This window comes from Micromonospora sp. MW-13 (assembly GCF_003434305.1).
In the GTDB taxonomy this organism is placed as follows: domain Bacteria; phylum Actinomycetota; class Actinomycetes; order Mycobacteriales; family Micromonosporaceae; genus Micromonospora.
The window spans coordinates 11,463-31,932 of the sequence record NZ_QKKX01000069.1; the positions used below are offsets into that span (position 1 = coordinate 11,463).

General features: G+C 75.2%; 1 protein-coding gene (running past one end of the window). It reads left to right on the plus strand.

Annotation, left to right across the window (positions count from 1 at the left end):
* A protein-coding gene (locus C5N14_RS27345) for a type I polyketide synthase (RefSeq protein WP_117672149.1) crosses the window boundary here: on the plus strand, nt 1-20,470 show its 5' portion. It continues 9,461 nt past the right edge of the window; only the first 20,470 of its 29,931 coding nucleotides appear in the window; it begins with the start codon at nt 1-3; its stop codon lies beyond the right edge, outside the window.

Consider the following 20,470-nt stretch of genomic DNA (forward strand, 5'->3'; position numbering starts at 1 on the left):
ATGTCTACGTCCGCAGACAAGGTCGTCGAGGCGCTCCGCGCCTCGCTCAAGGAGACGGGCCGCCTCCGTCAGCTCAACCAGCAGCTGACCGCCGCCGCGCGCGAACCGATCGCCATCGTGGCGATGTCCTGCCGTTACCCGGGGGGCGTCGCCACCCCGGAGCAACTGTGGGACCTGGTCGCGTCGGGCAGCGACGCCGTCGGCGGCTTCCCCACCGACCGGGGCTGGGACCTGGACAACCTGTACGACGCCGACGCCGACCGGGCGGGCCGCTCCACCACCCGCGAGGGCGGCTTCCTCTACGACGCGGCCGAGTTCGACGCCGGCTTCTTCGGCATCTCGCCCCGCGAGGCGGTCGCCATGGACCCCCAGCAGCGGCTGCTGCTGGAGACGTCGTGGGAGGCGTTCGAGTACGCGGGGATCGCGCCCGCGTCCATGCGTGGGCAGAAGGTCGGTGTCTTCGTCGGCACCGCCGCCAACGGGTACGGGATGGGCCCGCAGACCGAACTGGAGGGCACCGACGAGGGCTATCTGCTGACGGGCACGGCCACGAGCGTCGTCTCCGGCCGGATCGCGTACGCCCTCGGGCTGGAGGGCCCGGCGGTGACCGTCGACACCGCCTGCTCGTCGTCGCTGGTGGCCCTGCACCTGGCCTGCCAGGCCCTGCGCCAGGGCGACTTCGACCTCGCCCTGGCCGGCGGCGTCTGCATCATGGCCACCCCCAGCCCGTTCGTCGGCTTCTCCCGGCAGCGCGGCCTGGCCCCGGACGGCCGGTGCAAGTCCTTCGCCGCCGCCGCCGACGGCACCGGCTGGGCGGAGGGCGTCGGCCTCCTGCTGGTGGAGCGGCTGTCGGACGCCCAGCGCAAGGGCCACCACGTGCTGGCCGTCGTCCGGGGCAGCGCGGTCAACCAGGACGGCGCGTCCAACGGCCTGACCGCCCCCAACGGCCCCGCCCAGCAGCGGGTCATCCGGCAGGCCCTGGCCAACGCCCGCCTCACCACCGCCGACGTCGACGCCGTCGAGGCGCACGGCACCGGCACCGTCCTCGGCGACCCGATCGAGGCGCAGGCGCTGCTGGCCACGTACGGGCAGGACCGGCCCGCCGACCGGCCGTTGCTGCTCGGCTCGATCAAGTCGAACTTCGGACACAGCCAGTCGGCCGCGGGCGTCGCCGGGATCATCAAGATGGTGATGGCGATGCGGCACGGCGTCGTCCCGTCGACCCTGCACGTGGACTCCCCGACGCCGAAGGTCGACTGGTCGGCGGGCGCCGTGTCGCTGGTGACCGAGGCGCGGCCCTGGCCGGCGACCGGGCGGCCCCGGCGGGCCGCCGTCTCGTCCTTCGGCATCTCCGGGACCAACGCGCACACCATCATCGAGGAACCCCCCGCCCCGGACACCGACGCCGCAGCCGCCCCCGAACCGGCCGTCACCCTGCCGGTGGTGCCGGTGCTGCTGTCCGCCCGCTCCGACGCCGCGCTCGCCGGCCAGGCCGGCCGCTGGGCCAGGTGGCTGGCCGCCGACGAGGACCTGCGTCCCCTGGATGTCGGGTGGTCGTCGGCGGTGTCCCGGTCGGCGCTGGACAACCGGGCCGTGGTGGCCGCGACCGACCGGGACGAGCTGCTGGCCGGGCTGCGGGCCCTGGCCTCGGGCCAGTCGTCGGGCGTGCTGGTGGCGGGCCAGGCGGCGGACCGGGGTCCGCTGGCGGTGCTGTTCTCGGGCCAGGGCGCGCAGCGCGCCGGCATGGGCCGGGAGTTGTACGGGGAGTTCCCGGTCTTCGCCGCCGCGCTAGACGAGGTGTGCGGGCACCTGGACGGCCTGCTGCCGCAGCCGCTGAAGCCGGTGCTGTTCGCCGAGCCGGGCACCGCGGAGGCTGGCCTGCTGGACCAGACGGTGTTCACCCAGGCCGGGCTGTTCGCCGTCGAGGTGGCGCTGTTCCGGCTCGTGGAGTCGTTCGGGATCGTGCCGGACTTCGTGGGCGGGCACTCGATCGGGGAGATCACGGCCGCGCACGTGGCCGGGGTGCTGTCCCTGGCGGACGCGTGCGCCCTGGTGGCGGCGCGGGGTCGGTTGATGCAGGCGTTGCCGGTCGGCGGCGGGATGCTCGCGGTCAACGCGTCGGAGGCCGAGGTGCTGCCGACGCTGGACGGGTTCACCGACCGGGTCGGGATCGCCGCCGTGAACGGTCCGTCGTCCGTGGTGGTCTCCGGGGCGGTGGACGCTCTCGACGAGGTGGAGCGGGTGTGGCGGGACCGGGGGGTGCGGACCCGCCGGTTGACGGTGAGTCACGCGTTCCACAGTCCGCTGATGGAGCCGATGCTCGACGAGTTCCGCAGCGTGCTGGCGGGTTTGACGTTCGCCGCGCCGGTGCTGCCGGTGGTGTCGAACCTGACCGGCGCGCTGGCGACCGCCGAGCAGCTCCGCACCGTCGACTACTGGGTGCGCCACGTCCGCGAGGCGGTCCGCTTCGCCGACGGGATCACCGCCCTGAGGACCGCCGGGGTCGACACGTTCCTGGAGATCGGCCCCCGCAGCGTCCTCACCGCGATGACGCAGGACGTCCTCGGTTCGCAGCCGGTCGACCCCGCCGACGACGTGACCCCGGTCGTCGCCGTGCCCGCGCTGCGCGCCGACCGCCCCGAGGCCCGGGCGCTGCTCGCCGCCCTCGCCGAGCTGCACGTCAACGGCGCGGCCGTCGACTGGCCCCGGGTGTACGCCGACACCGGCGCGACCACGGTCGGCCTGCCCACGTACGCGTTCCAGCGGCAGCGCTACTGGCCGGAGCAGCTTCCGGTCTCCGTCGCCGGCCCGGTCAGCCCCGACGTCATCGACGTCGAGTTCTGGTCCGCCGTGGAGCGCTCCGACGTGGCGGCGCTGGCCGCGCAGTTCGGCGACGACGGCCTGGACGTCCTCGCCCCGGCGCTGCCGGTCCTGTCGTCCTGGCGTCGGGCGCGGCTGCGCGACGCCGTCGTCGACGGCTGGTCGTACCGGGTGGTGTGGAAGCGCACGGCGGCGCCCGTCGCCGCCGCGCCGATCGGCGACTGGCTGCTGCTGGAACCGGCCGGCGAACCGGCGGTGACCCAGTGGACCGACGCGCTGACGGCGGCGCTCGGCGCCGCCGGCGGGACGGTCCACCGCCTGCCGGTGGATCCGCTGACCGACCGGGAGGGGCTGGCGGCCCGGCTGGCCGAGCTGCCGGCGGACCGCCGGTTCGCGGCGGCGGTGTCCCTGCTCGGCCTGCTGGACCGGCCGCACCCCGGCCACCCGGCGGTGCCCACCGGCACCGCCGCGACGGCGACCCTGGTGCAGGCCCTGCACGACGCCGACGTCGCGCTGCCGGTGTGGACCCTCACCCGGGGCGCGGTCGGCACCGGCGACGCCGACGGTGTCCGCAGCGTCGCCCAGGGCGGCCTGTGGGGCCTGGCCCGGGTCGCCGGGCTGGAACACCCCCAGCTCTGGGGCGGCCTGGTCGACCTGCCGGAGCGGCCCGACGCCGCCGGCTGGGACCGGCTCGTGGGCGTGCTGGCCGGGGCCGGCGACGAGGACCAGATCGCCATCCGCCCCTCCGGCGTGTTCGCGCGCCGGCTGGTCCGCGCCGACCCCGCCGGGGTGGGGACTCTCGAACGCTGGCAGCCCTCCGGCACGGTACTGATCACCGGCGGCACCGGGGCGCTCGGCGCCCACGTGGCCCGCTGGGTGGCGGCCAACGGCGCCGCGCACGTGGTGCTGACCAGCCGCCGCGGCGAGCGGGCGCCGGGCGCGGCGGAACTGCGCGACGAGCTGGCCGGGCTCGGCGCGCGGGTGTCGCTGGTCGCCTGCGACGCGGCCGACCGGGCGCAGGTCGAGGCGGTGCTGCGCGACATCGACGCGGACGACGCGCCGCTGACGGCGGTCGTGCACGCCGCCGGCGTGGGCCAGCTCGCCATGCTGGCGGACACCGACCTGGCCGCGCTCGCCGCCGTCCTCGACGGCAAGATCACCGGCGCGGTCCACCTGGACGAGCTGCTGGGCGACCGGCCGCTGGACGCGTTCGTGCTGTTCTCCTCGATCGCCGGGATCTGGGGCAGCGGCGGCCAGGCCGGCTACGCCGCCGGCAACGCCTTCCTGGACGCGCTCGCCGAGCGGCGCCGCGCCCGCGGTCTCGCCGCCACGGCGGTCGCCTGGGGCCCCTGGGCGGACGGCGGCATGGCCAGCGGGGAGGGCCAGGAACTGCTGGCCCGTCGCGGCCTCACCGCGATGTCCCCGGCCCAGGCCGTGTACGCGCTGCGCAGCGCCGTCGGCCGCTCCGTGCCGTCGTTGACCGTGGCGGACGTCGACTGGTCCCTGTTCACCCCGGCGTTCGCCGCCGCGCGGCCCCGGCCGCTGCTCGACGACATCGCCGAGGCCCGGGCCGCCCTGCGCGGCACCGACGAGGAGCCGGCCGACGGGGCCGGCGGCGGCCTGCGGCAGCAACTGCTCACCCTGCCCCGCGCCGAGCAGGACCGGCACCTCACCGACCTGGTCCGGACGGTCGCCGCCACGGTCCTCGGGCACACCGGCCCCGAGCTGGTCAAGGCGAACCGGGCGTTCAAGGAGTTGGGCTTCGACTCGCTGACCGCGGTGGAGCTGCGCAACCGGCTCAGCGCCGCCACCGGGCTCTCCCTGCCCACCACCCTCGTCTTCGACTACCCGAACCCGGCCGCCCTCGCCGACCACCTGTCGGCCGCGCTGCGCCTGCACGAGGTCGATGCCGTGACCACCTGGGGACCCACCGGGCCGGTCGACGACGACCCGATCGTCATCGTGGGCATGAGCTGCCGGTACCCCGGCGGCGTGACCAGCCCCGGCGAGCTGTGGGACCTCGTCGCCACCGGCCGTGACGGCATCACCGGCTTCCCCGAGGACCGTAACTGGGACATCGCCCGGCTGCTGGCCGTCGACGCCGAGGGCCGGCCGGTGTCGCACACCCGCGAGGGTGGCTTCGTCCCCGGCGCCACCGGCTTCGACCCGGGCTTCTTCGGCATCTCGCCGCGCGAGGCCCTGGCCATGGACCCGCAGCAGCGGCTGCTGCTGGAGGCGTCCTGGGAGGCCCTGGAGCAGGCGGGCGTCGACCCGGACCGGCTGCGCGGCAGCCGCACCGGCGTCTTCGTCGGCGCCTCCCCGTCGGGCTACGGCACCACCGACACCCCGGAGGAGCTGGCCGGCTACCAGCTCACCGGGGGCGCGCACAGCGTCATCTCCGGCCGGGTCTCCTACACCCTCGGGCTGGAGGGCCCCGCCGTCACCGTCGACACCGCCTGCTCGTCGTCGCTCGTGGCGGTGCACCTCGCCGCCCAGGCGCTGCGCGGCGGCGAGTGCGACCTGGCCCTGGCCGGCGGCGTGACCGTCATGGTCACCCCCGGCGCGTTCGTGGAGTTCTCCCGGCAGGGCGGCCTCGCCCCCGACGGGCGGTGCAAGTCGTTCGCCGCGTCCGCCGACGGCACCGGCTGGTCCGAGGGCGTCGGCGTGCTGCTGGTCCAGCGCCTGTCCGACGCGCGGCGGCAGGGCCGGCAGGTGCTCGCCGTGCTCGCCGGCAGCGCCGTGAACCAGGACGGCGCGTCCAACGGCCTCACCGCGCCGAACGGGCCCGCGCAGCAGCGGGTCATCCGGGCCGCCCTGGCCAACGCCCGGCTCACCGTCGCCGACGTGGACGCCGTCGAGGCGCACGGCACCGGCACCACGCTGGGCGACCCGATCGAGGCGCAGGCGCTGCTGGCCACCTACGGCCAGGACCGGCCGGCGGACCGGCCGCTGTTCCTCGGCTCGATCAAGTCGAACATCGGGCACGCGCAGGCCGCCGCCGGGGTCGCCGGCATCATCAAGATGATCATGGCGATGCGGTACGGGCTGCTCCCGTCGACCCTGCACCTCGACGAACCCACCCCCCACGTGGACTGGTCGGCCGGCGCCGTGTCGCTGCTGACCGAGGCGCGCTCCTGGCCCGACGTGGACCGCCCCCGCCGGGCCGCCGTGTCCTCGTTCGGGATCAGCGGCACCAACGTCCACCTGATCCTCGAACAGCCCCCCGCCCCGCCGGCCGGGGACGAGGCGGACGCCGGGGAGCCGACCCCCGCCGCCGCGCGGTCGCTGGCCCCGGTGCTGCTGTCCGCCCGCGACGGCGCCGCGCTGTCGGCCCAGGCGGCCCGCTGGGCGGCCTGGCTCGCGGCCGACGAGAACCTCCGCCCGCTGGACGTGGCCCTCTCCTCGGTGGTGTCCCGCGCGACGCTGGACGAGCGCGCGGTCATCGCCGCGACCGACCGGGACGACCTGCTCGCGGCGCTGACCGCCCTCGCCGCCGGAGACCCCTCCGGCGGAGTGGTCGCCGGCGCCGCCGGCCCGCGCGGCCAGCTCGCGCTGCTGTTCTCCGGCCAGGGCGCGCAGCGCGCCGGCATGGGCCGGCACCTGTACGCCGAGTTCCCCGTGTTCGCCGCCGCGTTGGACGAGGTGTGCGGGCACCTGGACCCGCTGCTGCCGCGTCCGCTGCGGGAGGTGCTGTTCGCCGCCGAGGGCTCGGCGGAGGCCGACCTCCTCGATCAGACCGTCTTCACCCAGGCGGGTCTGTTCGCCGTCGAGGTGGCGTTGTTCCGGTTGGTGGAGTCGTTCGGTGTGGTGCCGGACTTCGTGGCCGGGCACTCGGTCGGTGAGATCACTGCCGCGCATGTGGCGGGGGTGTTGTCCCTGGCCGACGCGTGTGCCCTGGTGGCGGCGCGGGGTCGGTTGATGCAGGGGTTGCCGGCCGGCGGCGGGATGGTGGCGATCAACGCGTCGGAGGCCGAGGTGCTGCCGACGCTGGACGGGCTGACCGACCGGGTCGGCATCGCGGCCGTGAACGGCCCGTCGGCCGTCGTCGTCTCCGGAGCGGTCGACGCCCTTGAAGAGGTGGATCGGGCGTGGCGGGGCCGGGGCGTGCGGACGCGCCGGTTGACGGTGAGTCATGCCTTCCACAGTCCGTTGATGGAGCCGATGCTCGACGAGTTCCGCAGTGTGTTGGCGGGGTTGACGTTCGCCGCGCCGTTGCTGCCGGTGGTGTCGAACCTGACCGGGGCGTTGGCCGACGGCGACGAGCTGCGCACCCCGGACTACTGGGTGCGGCATGTGCGGGAGGCGGTCCGGTTCGCCGACGGGGTCACCGCCCTGCGGGCGGTCGGGGTGGACACGTTCCTGGAGGTCGGGCCGCAGAGTGTGCTGACCGCGATGGCCGCCGACGTCCTGCCGGCCGACGACGGTGTGTTGGCCGTCGCCGTCCAGCGCCGGGACCGGCCCGAGGCCCATGCCCTGCTCGCCGCCCTGGCCGAGCTGCACGTGCACGGCGTCCCGGTGACCTGGACCCAGTGGTTCGCCGACACCGGCGCGACCCGGGTCGAGCTGCCGACGTACGCGTTCCAGCACCAGCGGTACTGGCTGTCGCCCGTCGGGCAGGCGGCCGACGTGTCCGGCGCGGGCCTCGGCGTGGCCCGCCACCCGCTGCTCGGCGCGACCGTGTCGGTGGCCGGCGAGGACATGGTGGTGCTGACCGGCCGGCTGTCGCTGTCGTCCCACCCGTGGCTGGGCGACCACGTCGTCTCCGGCGCCGTGGTGGTGCCGGGCACCGCCCTGCTCGACCTCGTGGTCCGGGCCGGCGACGAGGTGGGCGCGTCCCGCGTCCGCGACCTCACCGTGCTCGCCCCGCTGGTGCTGCCCGCCAGCGGCGGCGGAATGCGGGTGCAGGTCCGGGTCGGCCCGGTCGACGCGACGGGCGCCCGGCCGGTCACCGTGCACTCCCAGTTCGAGGAGGACCCGGAGGCCGGCTGGACCCGGCACGCCGACGGCGTCGTCGGCCTCCCCACCACCGACGAGCCCACCGTGGGCGCCTGGCCCCCCGCCGGCGCGGCCGAGGTGGACCTCACCGGCTGGTACCCGACCGTGGCCGGGCACGGGCTCGCCTACGGGCCGGTCTTCCAGGGCCTGCGGCGCGCGTGGACCGCCGACGGCACGGTGTACGCCGAGGTGGCCCTCCCCGACACGGTGATCGGGGACCCGGCCGGATTCGGCGTGCACCCGGCGCTGCTGGACGCCGCGCTGCACCCCGTCGGGCTGCTGCCCGCCGAGGCCGCCGGCGACGGCCCCCGGGTGCCGTTCTCCTTCGAGGGGGTGCAGGTCCACACTATCGGCGCGCGGACCCTCCGGGTTCGGCTGACCGCGAGCGGGTCCTCGGTGCGGCTGGTCGCCGTTGACGAGGCCGGCACGCCGGTGGTGTCGGTGGACTCCCTGACGCTGCGGGAGATGACCGCGGCGAGCACGCCGGACCAGGCGCACCGCTCGCTGTTCGAGGTGTCGTGGCAGCCCGAGCAGGTCGTCCCGGCCGACGCCGGGTACGGCTGGGCGGTGCTCGGCGGCGACGCCACCGACGGCACGCCGCTGACGTCGGCGTACCGGGACGTGGCGGCGGTGGTCGAGGCGGTGACGGACGCGACCGCCCCGGCCCCGGCGGCGCTGCTGCTGCCCGTGTCCCCAGCGACCGAGGCCGACGTGCCCGACGCCGACGTGCCCGACGCGGTGCGCGCCGCGACCGCGGCCGTGCTGCGCGAGGCGCAGGGCTGGCTGGTCGCCGACGCCCTCGCGGACTGCCGGCTGGTCGTCGTCACCCGCGGGGCGGTCGCCGCCCACCCCGACGACCGGGTCACCGACGTGGCGGCGGCGGCCGTCTGGGGCCTGCTGCGGTCCGCGCAGTCGGAGCACCCCGGCCGGATCGTGCTGGCCGACCTCGAACCCGACGCCGACCTCGGCCCGGAGCTGCTGGCCCTGCTGGCCGGGTTCGCCGCCGACCCGGGCGCGGGCGGGCAGCTCGCGGTGCGCGCCGGCACGGCGTACGTCCCGCGGCTGGTCCGCGCGGCCGGCGGCGCGCAGGCCGCGCCGGTGGTCGGCGCGGGCACCGTCCTGGTGACCGGCGGCACCGGCTCACTGGGCGCCCTCGTGGCCGAGCACCTCGTGACGGCGTACGGGGTGCGGTCGCTGGTGCTGGCCTCCCGCCAGGGCCCGGCGGCCCCGGGCGCGGCCGACCTGGTGGAGCGGCTGACCGGCCTCGGCGCCGCCGTCCAGGTCGCCACGGCCGACGTGACCGACCGGACGCAGGTCGACGCGCTGGTCCGCCGGATCACCGCCGACGGGCGGCTGGCCGGCGTGGTCCACACCGCAGGCGTCCTCGACGACGGCGTCGTCACCGGGATCACCGCGGACCGGCTGGCGGACGTGCTGGCGCCCAAGGTCACCGCGGGCTGGTGGCTGCACGAGGCGACGGCGGAGCTGGACCTCGACCTGTTCGCGCTGTTCTCGTCCATCGCCGGCGTGCTCGGTTCCCCCGGCCAGGCCGCGTACGCCGCCGGCAACGCCTTCCTGGACGCCCTCGCCCAGCTCCGCGCCCAGCGGGGCCTGCCGGCGGTGAGCCTGGCGTGGGGCATGTGGGACACCGACGGCATGGCGGCGGCGATCAACGACACCGACCGGGCCCGGGCCAGCCGGGCCGGCCTCACCCCGATGACCGCCCCCGTCGGCCTCGGGCTGTGGGACGCCGCGCTGGCCCACGGTGGCGCCGCGCTGGTGCCGGCCGTGGTCGACCTGCCGGCCATGCGGGCGCAGACCACCGCCGGCCGGGTGCCGCCGATGCTGCGCACCCTGGTCGGCTCCACGGCGAACCGGCGGCGTCCCGCCGCCGGGGGCTGGGCCGACCGGCTCGCCGGGCTCGACCCGCAGGAGGCGCGCACCCAGGTCGCCCTGCTCGTCCGGGGCCTGATCGCGCAGGTCCTCGGGCACAGCGGCGCCGACCAGGTGCCCGCCGACCGGGCGTTCCGGGAGCTGGGCTTCGACTCGCTGACCGCCGTGGAGCTGCGGAACCGGATCAACACCGCGACCGGGCTGCGGCTGACGTCCACCCTCGTCTTCGACTACCCGACCCCCGGCGCGCTGTCGGACCACCTCTACGAGGAGCTGTCCGGGCAGGTCGCCGAGCAGCGCGACGCAGTGGCGACCGCGAACGTCGACGAGCCGATCGCGATCGTGGGCATGGCCTGCCGGTACCCGGGCGGCGTGACGAGCCCGGAGCAGCTCTGGCAACTGGTCGCCACCGGCGCCGACGGGATCGGCGAGTTCCCGGCCGACCGGGGCTGGGACCTCGACCGGATCTTCCACCCCGACCCGGACAACCCCGGGACGTCGTACACCCGGCACGGCGGCTTCCTGTACGGGGCGGCCGAGTTCGACCCGGCCTTCTTCGGGATCTCGCCGCGCGAGGCGGTCGCCATGGACCCGCAGCAGCGGCTGCTGCTGGAGGCGTCCTGGGAGTCGTTCGAGTCCGCCGGGGTGGACCCGGTGCGGCTGCGGGGCAGCCGGACGGGCGTGTTCGCCGGCCTGATGTACCACGACTACGCCTCCCAGGTGCAGGATCTCCCCGAGGGGGTGGGCGGCTACATCGGCACCGGCACGTCGGGCAGTGTGCTGTCCGGTCGGGTCGCGTACACGTTCGGCCTGGAGGGGCCGGCGGTCACCGTGGACACCGCGTGCTCGTCCTCGCTGGTGGCGTTGCACCTGGCGGTGCAGGCGCTGCGTTCCGGTGAGTGTGATCTGGCGTTGGCCGGTGGTGTGACCGTGATGGCGACGCCGGGGACGTTCATCGAGTTCTCCCGGCAGCGGGGCCTGTCGGCCGACGGCCGGTGCAAGTCGTTCGCCGCTTCGGCGGACGGCACCGGCTGGTCCGAAGGTGTGGGTGTGCTGCTGGTGCAGCGGCTGTCCGACGCCCGGCGGGACGGCCGGCGGATCCTGGCGGTGGTGCGGGGCACGGCGGTCAACCAGGACGGCGCGAGCAACGGACTGACCGCGCCGAACGGGCCGTCGCAGCAGCGGGTGATCCGGCAGGCTCTGGCCAACGCCCGGCTGACCACCGCCGACGTGGACGCGGTCGAGGCGCACGGCACGGGCACGACGCTGGGTGACCCGATCGAGGCGCAGGCGTTGCTGGCCACCTACGGTCAGGACCGGCCCGAGGACCGGCCGCTGTGGCTGGGGTCGATCAAGTCGAACATCGGCCACACCCAGGCCGCGGCCGGGGTGGCCGGCGTGATCAAGATGATCATGGCGATGCGGCACGGGACGATGCCGCGCACCCTGCACGTCGACGAGCCGTCCCCGCACATCGACTGGTCGGCGGGCGCGGTCGAACTGCTCACCGAGGCCCGCGAGTGGACCGCCCCGGGCCGGCCGCGCCGGGCCGCCGTGTCCTCCTTCGGGGTCAGCGGCACGAACGCCCACGTGATCATCGAGCAGCCGCCCGCCGAGGACCGGACGGAACCGGCGGACGCCGCCGTACCGCCGCTGGTCCCGGTGCTGCTCTCGGCCCGGACCGAGGCCGCCGTGGCGGCCCAGGCCGACCGCTGGGCCCGCTGGCTCGCCGCCGACGAGACCCCGCGCCCGTCGGACGTCGGCTGGTCCTCGCTGGTCAGCCGGTCGACGCTGGAACACCGCGCGGTCGTCACCGCGACCGACCGGGACGAGCTGCTGGCCGGGCTGCGGGCCCTCGCCGCCGGCTCGCCGTCGGGCACGGTCGTCACCGGTACGGGGTCGCCGCAGGGCCCGCTCGCCGTGCTGTTCTCCGGCCAGGGGGCGCAGCGCGCCGGGATGGGCCGGGAGTTGTCCGCCGAGTTCCCCGTGTTCGCCGCCGCGTTGGACGAGGTGTGCGGGCACCTGGACCCGCTGCTGCCGCGTCCGCTGCGGGAGGTGCTGTTCGCCGCCGAGGGCTCGGCGGAGGCGGACCTGTTGGACCAGACCGTGTTCACCCAGGCCGGTCTGTTCGCCGTCGAGGTGGCGTTGTTCCGGCTGGTGGAGTCGTTCGGTGTGGTGCCGGACTTCGTGGCCGGCCACTCCGTCGGGGAGATCGCCGCCGCGCACGTGGCCGGGGTGCTGTCCCTGGCCGACGCGTGCGCCCTCGTCGCCGCCCGTGGGCGGCTGATGCAGGCGCTGCCCGCCGGCGGCGGGATGCTGGCCGTCGCCGCCCCCGAGGCCGACGTGGCGTCCAGCCTGGACGGACGCACCGACCGGGTCGGGATCGCCGCCGTGAACGGCCCGTCCGCCGTGGTGGTCTCCGGCGACGTCGACGCCCTCGACGAGCTGGAGCAGGTCTGGACGGACCGGGGAGCGCGCACCCGCCGGCTCACGGTCAGCCATGCGTTCCACAGCCCGCTGATGGAGCCGATGCTCGACGACTTCCGGACGGCCCTGGAGGCGCTGACGTTCCGCGCGCCGCTGCTGCCGGTGGTGTCCAACCTGACCGGGACGGTCGTCGACCCGCAGGAGATCACCCGCCCCGACTACTGGGTGCGGCACGTCCGCGGGACCGTCCGGTACGCCGACGGGATCACCGCCCTGCGCGACGCCGGGGTGCACACGTTCCTGGAGGTCGGCCCGCAGAGCGTGCTGACCGCCATGAACGCCGAGCTGCTGGCCGAGGGAACGCTGACGCTGGCCACCCAGCGGCGGGACCGGCCCGCCCCGCAGGCGCTGCTGCACGCGCTGGCGGAGCTGCACGTCAACGGCGTGCCGGTGACCTGGCAGCAGTGGTACGCGGGCACCCGCCCGGAGCGGGTCGACCTGCCCACGTACGCCTTCGAGCACGAGCGGTACTGGCTCGGCGCCGGGCGGCCCCGCACCGGGGACGTCTCCGGCGCCGGGCTGGGCGTCGCGGGCCACCCGCTGCTGGGCGCCGCGGTCACCGTGGCCGGCGAGGACGTCGTCGTGCTGACCGGGCGGCTGTCGGTGTCGACGCACGAGTGGCTGGCCGATCACGCGGTTGCCGGTTCGGTGGTGGTGCCGGGGACGGCGTTGGTGGAGTTGGCGGTGCGGGCCGGTGACGAGGTGGGCGCGTCGCGGGTGCGGGAGCTGACCGTGGCCGCGCCGCTGGTGCTGCCCGCCTCCGGTGGCGTACGGGTGCAGGTGCGGGTCGGCGCGGCCGACGCGTCGGGTTCCCGGGCCGTGACGGTGCACTCCCAGGCCGAGGGCGACCCGGAGGCGGAGTGGGTCCGGCACGCCGAGGGTGTGCTCGAAGCAGCCCTCCCCGACGAGCCGACCATCGGCGCATGGCCGCCGGCCGGTGCGTCCGAGGTGGACCTGACCGACTGGTACGGCCTGTTGGCCGGGCACGGCCTGGTGTACGGGCCGGTGTTCCAGGGCCTGCGGCGGGTGTGGGCTTCCGGTGGCGAGGTGTTCGCCGAGGTGGGGTTGCCGGACGAGGCGGCGGGGGTGGCGGCGTCGTTCGGGGTGCATCCGGCGTTGCTGGACGCGGCCCTGCACCCGGTCGGGCTGCTGCTTTCCGGTGCGGAGTCGGGTGGTCCTCGGGTGCCGTTCGCGTTCGAGGGTGTGCAGGTGCATGCCTCGGGGGCGCGGGTGTTGCGGGTTCGGTTGAGCCGCGAGGGTTCCGGGGTGCGGTTGGTCGCGGTGGACGAGTCGGGTGCCGCGGTGGTGTCGGTGGACTCGCTGGTGCTGCGGGAGATGACCGGCCTGACCGTCCCGAACCTGGCCGCCCGGTCGCTGTTCGAGGTCGCGTGGCAGGCCGAGGAGGTCAGCGAGGCCGGCGACGCGGCCGGCTGGGCGCTGCTCGCCGTCGACGGGCTCCCGGCGGGCCTGGACCTGCCCACCTTCCCGGACGTGGACGCGCTGCTCGCCACGGCCGCCCCCGCGCCGCGTGCGCTGGTGCTGCCCGTGCCCGCCGACGCCCCCGGCGTGGCGGTGCCGGAGTCGGTCCGGGCGGTGACGTCCGACGTGCTGGCGGTCGTGCGGTCCTGGCTGGCCGCCGAGGCTCTCGCGGAGTCGAGGCTGGTGGTGGTGACCCGGGGCGCGGTGGCGGCTCGGGATGGCGATGCGGTGACGGATCTGGCGGGTGCGGCGGTGTGGGGTCTGCTGCGGTCGGCGCAGTCGGAGCACCCGGGCCGGATCGTGCTCGCGGATGTCGACGGTGACGTGGACGCGGGCCTGGTGGCCGTCCTGGCGCGGGTCGCCGAGGACGCCGCGGGCGGTCAGGTGGCCGTCCGGGCTGGGCGGGTGTTCGTGCCGCGGTTGGTGCGGGTGTCGGTGCCGGCGTCGGAGTCCTCGCCCGTGCTGGGTGAGGGCGCGGTGCTGGTGACCGGGGGCACGGGTGCGCTCGGTGCGCTCGTGGCGGAGCACCTGGTGGTGCGGCACGGGGCGCGGTCGTTGGTGCTGGTGTCGCGGCGGGGTCCTGACGCTGCGGGGGCGGGCGAGTTGGTGGAGCGGCTGGCCGGTCTGGGTGCCGTCGCTCGAGTGGTGGCGTGTGACGTGACGGACCGTGAGCAGGTGTTCGGGCTGGTCGCCGAGGTCGCCTCGGCGGGTCGGCTGGCGGGTGTGGTGCACACGGCGGGTGTGCTCGACGACGGTGTGGTGTCGGGGATCAGCGCGGAGCGGTTGGCGGGGGTGTTGGCGCCGAAGGTGTCGGCGGGTTGGTTCCTGCATGAGGCGACGGCGGGCCTGGATCTGGACCTGTTCGTGTTGTTCTCGTCCATTGCCGGGGTGTTGGGTTCGCCCGGTCAGGCGGCGTACGCGGCGGGCAACGCGTTCCTGGATGCCCTTGCGGTGTATCGGCGGCGGGCCGGTCTGCCGGCGGTGTCGTTGGCGTGGGGGATGTGGGAAACGGCCGGGATGGCGGCGTCGGTTGGTGAGGTGGATCGGGCGCGTTCGGCGCGGTCGGGTCTGCCGCCGATGAGTGCCGAGACCGGTCTTGAGTTGTTCGACGCCGGGTTGTTGACGGGGCGGTCGGCGTTGGTGCCGGCGGTCGTGGACGTGCCGGCGTTGCGGGCGGCGGCTTCTGGTGGTGTGATGCCGCCGATGCTGCGGGCGCTGGTCGGCACGACCACCACGCGCCGCCAGGCGGGACAGGGCGGCGACTGGGCCAACCAGTTGGTGGACCTGGCTCCCGAGGAGGCCCGGGCCCAGATCGACGTGCTGATCCGGGGGCTCGTCGCGCAGGTGCTTGGTCATGGTGGGGCGGAGTCGGTGCCGGCGGACCGGGCGTTCCGGGAGTTGGGTTTCGACTCGTTGACGGCGGTGGACCTGCGTAACCGGTTGAACGCGGCGACGGGGTTGCGGTTGGCCTCGACGCTGGTGTTCGACTACCCGACCCCGGCCGTGCTCGCCGACTACCTCTACGAACTGGTCTCCGGTCAGATCACCGCCCGACGGTCCGCGGTGGTGACCGCGGGCACCGACGAGCCGATCGCGATCGTGGGCATGGCCTGCCGCTACCCGGGTGGAGTGGAGACGCCGGAGCAACTGTGGGCGTTGCTGGCCGCCGGAGGCGACGGCATCTCCGAGTTCCCGACCGATCGGGGCTGGGACCTCGGCAACCTCTTCGACCCGGACCCGGACCGCAGCGGCACCTCGTACACCCGACACGGTGGCTTCCTGCACGGCGCGGCGGACTTCGACCCGGCCTTCTTCGGGATCAGCCCGCGCGAGGCGGTCGCCATGGACCCGCAGCAGCGGCTGCTGCTGGAGGCGTCGTGGGAGTCGTTCGAGTCGGCCGGGGTGGACCCGCAGCGGCTGCGGGGCAGCCGGACCGGGGTCTTCGCGGGCGTGATGTACCACGACTACGCGTCCCGGTTGGAGGACCTTCCGCCGGACGCCGAGGGCTACGTCGGCACCGGCACGTCGGGCAGTGTGCTGTCCGGTCGGGTGGCGTACACGTTCGGGCTCGAGGGGCCGGCGGTTACGGTCGACACGGCGTGTTCGTCGTCGCTGGTGGCATTGCATCTGGCGGCGCAGGCGTTGCGTTCTGGTGAGTGTGATCTGGCCCTTGCCGGTGGTGTGACGGTGATGGCGACGCCGGGGACGTTCATCGAGTTCTCCCGGCAGCGGGGTTTGTCGCAGGATGGTCGGTGCAAGTCGTTCGCGGCGTCGGCGGATGGCACGGGTTGGTCCGAGGGTGTTGGTGTGCTTCTCGTGCAGCGGTTGTCGGACGCGCAGCGCGAGGGTCGGAACATCCTGGCGGTGGTGCGGGGCACGGCCGTGAACCAGGATGGTGCGAGTAACGGCCTGACGGCGCCGAATGGTCCGTCGCAGCAGCGGGTGATCCGGCAGGCCCTGGCCAACGCTCGGCTGACCACCTCCGACGTGGACGCGGTGGAGGCGCACGGCACCGGCACCACCCTGGGTGACCCGATCGAGGCGCAGGCGTTGCTGGCGACCTACGGTCAGGACCGGCCCGCTGACCGGCCGTTGTGGCTGGGGTCGATCAAGTCGAACATCGGGCATACCCAGGCTGCGGCCGGGGTGGCGGGTGTGATCAAGATGATCATGGCGATGCGGCATGGTGTGGTGCCGGCGACGCTGCATGTGGACGAGCCGTCGCCGCACATCGACTGGACTGCCGGTGCGGTCACCCTGGCCACCGAAGCGACGCCGTGGCCGGTGGTGAACCGGCCGCGTCGGGCGGCGGTGTCGTCGTTCGGCATCTCGGGCACCAATGCGCATGTGGTCATCGAGCAGCCGCCGGTCCCGGTGGTTGTGGGTGAGGTTGTTGGTCGGGTGGTGCCGCCGGTGGTGCCGGTGGTGTTGTCGGCGCGTACGGATGGTGCGTTGGCGGGGCAGGCGGGCCGGTGGGTGCGCTGGTTGTCCGCCGATGCGGCTGTGCGTCCGGTGGACGTGGCCTGGTCGTCGATCACCACCCGACCCGCCCTGGAGCACCGTGCCGTGGTCACGGCCGCCGACCGGGACGACCTGATCGCGGCGCTGACCGCTCTCGCCGCCGGGGACCCCTCCGGCGTGGTGGTCACCGGCGCCGCCGGCCAGCGCGGTCAGTTGGCCCTGATGTTCTCCGGTCAGGGCGCGCAGCGCGCCGGCATGGGCCGGGAGCTGTCGGAGGCGTTCCCCGTGTTCGCCGCCGCGCTCGACGAGGTGTGCGGGCAGCTTGATCCGCTGCTGCCGCGTCCGCTTCGTGAGGTGCTGAACGGCTCGCCGGGCTCCGAAGAGGCTGGCCTGCTGGACCAGACGGTGTTCACCCAGGCCGGCCTGTTCGCCGTCGAGGTGGCGCTGTTCCGGCTGGTGGAGTCGTTCGGGATCGTGCCGGACTTCGTGGGTGGGCATTCGATCGGTGAGATCACGGCCGCGCATGTGGCCGGGGTGCTGTCCCTGGCGGACGCGTGTGCCCTGGTGGCGGCGCGTGGTCGGTTGATGCAGGCGCTGCCGGCAGGTGGCGGGATGCTCGCGGTCAACGCGTCGGAGGCGGAGGTGCTGCCGACGCTGGAGGGGCTGGCCGACCGGGTCGGTGTCGCGGCCGTGAACGGTCCGTCGTCCGTCGTGGTCTCCGGTGCGGTGGACGGCCTCGACGAGGTGGAGCAGCTTTGGCGGGGCCGGGGGGTGCGGACTCGCCGGTTGACGGTGAGTCATGCGTTCCACAGTCCGTTGATGGAGCCGATGCTCGACGAGTTCCGTGCCGTGCTGGCGGGGTTGACGTTTGCCGCGCCGTTGCTGCCGGTGGTGTCGAACCTGACCGGGGCGTTGGCTGACGGCGACGAGCTGCGCACGGCCGAGTACTGGGTGCGGCATGTGCGGGAGGCGGTCCGGTTCGCCGACGGGGTCACCGCCCTGCGGGCGGTCGGGGTGGACACGTTCCTGGAGGTCGGGCCGCAGAGTGTGCTGACCGCGATGGCCGGCGACATCCTGCCGGCCGACGACGGTGTGTTGGCCGTCGCCGTCCAGCGCCGGGACCGGCCCGAGGGCCACGCCCTGCTCGCCGCCCTGGCCGAGCTGCACGTGCACGGCGTCCCGGTGACCTGGACCCAGTGGTTCGCCGACACCGGCGCGCGGCGCGTCGACCTGCCCACGTACGCGTTCCAGCGGGAGCGGTACTGGCCGGCGGCCGGCCGCCCGAGGGCCGGCGACGTCTCCCGGGCCGGCCTGGGAGACGCCGAGCACCCGATGCTGGGTGCGGCGGTGGACCTGGCCGGCGACGACGAGATGGTGCTGACCGGCCGGCTGTCGCTGGACACCCATCCGTGGCTCGCCGACCACGCGGTCTCCGGCGTGACGCTCGTCCCCGGCGCCGCCCTCGTCGAACTGGCGGTACGCGCCGGCGACGAGGTGGGCCTCTCCCGGCTGCGGGAGCTGACCGTGGCCGCCCCGCTGGTGGTCCCCGACGCCGGAAGCGTGCGAATCCAGGTACGGGTCGACGGGCCCGCCGGCTCCCCGGAGCGGACCGTGACCGTCTACTCGCGCCGCGACGACGACGCCGAGGCGGGCTGGACCCGGCACGCGGACGGTGTGCTCGAAGCAGCCCTCCCGAACGAGCCGGGCATCGGGGCCTGGCCGCCGGCCGGCGCGTCCGAGGTGGACCTGACCGACTGGTACGGCCTGTTGGCTGGGCACGGCCTGGCGTACGGGCCGGTGTTCCAGGGCCTGCGACGTGCCTGGACGGCCGACGGTGCGGCGTACGCAGAGGTGGCCCTGCCGGACGACGCGGCCGGCGACGCTGCGCGGTTCGGCGTCCACCCGGCGTTGCTGGACGCGGCCCTGCACCCGGTCGGGCTGCTGCTTTCCGGTGCGGAGTCGGGTGGTCCTCGGGTGCCGTTCGCGTTCGAGGGTGTGCAGGTGCATGCCTCGGGGGCGCGGGTGTTGCGGGTTCGGTTGAGCCGCGAGGGCTCTGGGGTGCGGCTGGTTGCGGTGGACGAGTCGGGTGCCGCTGTGGTGTCGGTGGACTCGCTCGTGTTGCGGGAGATGACCGGCCTGACCGCCCCGAACCCGGCCGCCCGGTCGCTGTTCGAGGTCGCGTGGCAGGCCGAGGAGAACGCCCCGGCAGGACAGGTCGCCGACTGGGCGCTGCTCACCGGTGACGGTGGGCTCGCCGATGAGCTGGCGGCCCGGAGTGGGCTGGTGGCGTACCCGGACGTGGCGGCGGTCCTGGCGGCGGTCGAGACGGGCGCGGCGACGCCGGCGGCACTGGTGCTGCCGAGCCGTACCGTCCTCGGCCCGGCCGGCGTGGGGGTGCCGGAGTCGGTCCGGTCGGTGACGTCCGACGTGTTGTCGGTCGTGCGGTCCTGGCTGGCCGCGGATGCTCTGGCGGGTTCGAGGCTGGTGGTGGTGACCCGGGGCGCGGTGGTGGCCCGGGACGGTGACGAGGTGACCGACCTGGCGGGTGCGGCGGTGTGGGGTCTGCTGCGGTCGGCGCAGTCGGAGCACCCGGGCCGGATCGTCCTCGCGGATGTCGACGGTGACGTGGAACCCGCGCTGCTCACCACGCTCGCCGGTGCCGCCGCTGCGGGCGGTCAGGTGGCCGTCCGGGCTGGTCGGGTGTTCGTGCCGCGGCTGGTGCGGGCGTCGGCGTCGGGTTCCTCGCTCGTGGTGGGTGAGGGCGCGGTGCTGGTGACCGGTGGTACGGGCGCGTTGGGTGCCCTCGTCGCGGAGCACCTCGTCCGGGCGCACGGGGTGCGGTCGTTGGTGCTGGTGTCGCGGCGGGGTCCTGACGCTGTGGGCGCGGTCGAGCTGGTGGATCGGTTGGCCGGTTTGGGTGCCGCCGCTCGGGTGGTGGCGTGTGACGTGACGGACCGGGAGCAGGTGTTCGGGCTGGTCGCCGATGTTGTTTCGGCGGGTCGGCTGGCGGGTGTGGTGCACACGGCGGGTGTGCTCGACGACGGGGTCGTCGAAGGGCTGTCGGCCGAGCGGCTGGCGGGTGTGCTGGCCCCCAAGGTGTCGGCGGGCTGGTGGCTGCACGAGGCGACGGCGGGCCTGGACTTGGATCTGTTCGTGTTGTTCTCGTCCATTGCCGGGGTGTTGGGTTCGCCCGGTCAGGCGGCGTACGCGGCGGGCAATGCGTTCCTGGATGCCCTTGCGGTCTATCGGCGGCGGGCCGGTCTGCCAGCGGTGTCGCTGGCATGGGGGATGTGGGACACGGCCGGGATGGCGGCGTCGGTTGGTGATGTGGATCGGGCGCGTTCGGCGCGGTCGGGTCTGCCGCCGATGAGCGCGGAGACCGGTCTTGAGTTGTTCGATGCTGCGCTGGCGGTGGGCCGGCCGGTGTTGGTGCCGGTAGTGGTGGACGTGCCGGCGCTGCGGTCGGCGGTCGCCGGCGGTGTGGTGCCGCCGATGCTGCGCGCGCTGGTCGGCACGACCACCACGCGCCGCCAGGCGGGACAGGGCGGCGACGGTTGGGCCGGACGGCTCGCCGGGCTCACCGAGGACGAGGGCCGGGCCCAGGTCGCCCTGCTCGTCCGGGGCCTCGTCGCGCAGGTGCTCGGTCATGGTGGGGCGGAGTCGGTGCCGGCGGAGCGGGCGTTCCGGGAGTTGGGTTTCGACTCGTTGACGGCGGTGGACCTGCGTAACCGGTTGAACGCGGCGACGGGGTTGCGGTTGGCCTCGACGCTGGTGTTCGACTACCCGACCCCGGCCGTGCTCGCCGACCACCTGTGGTCCGAGCTGGCCGGCGTAC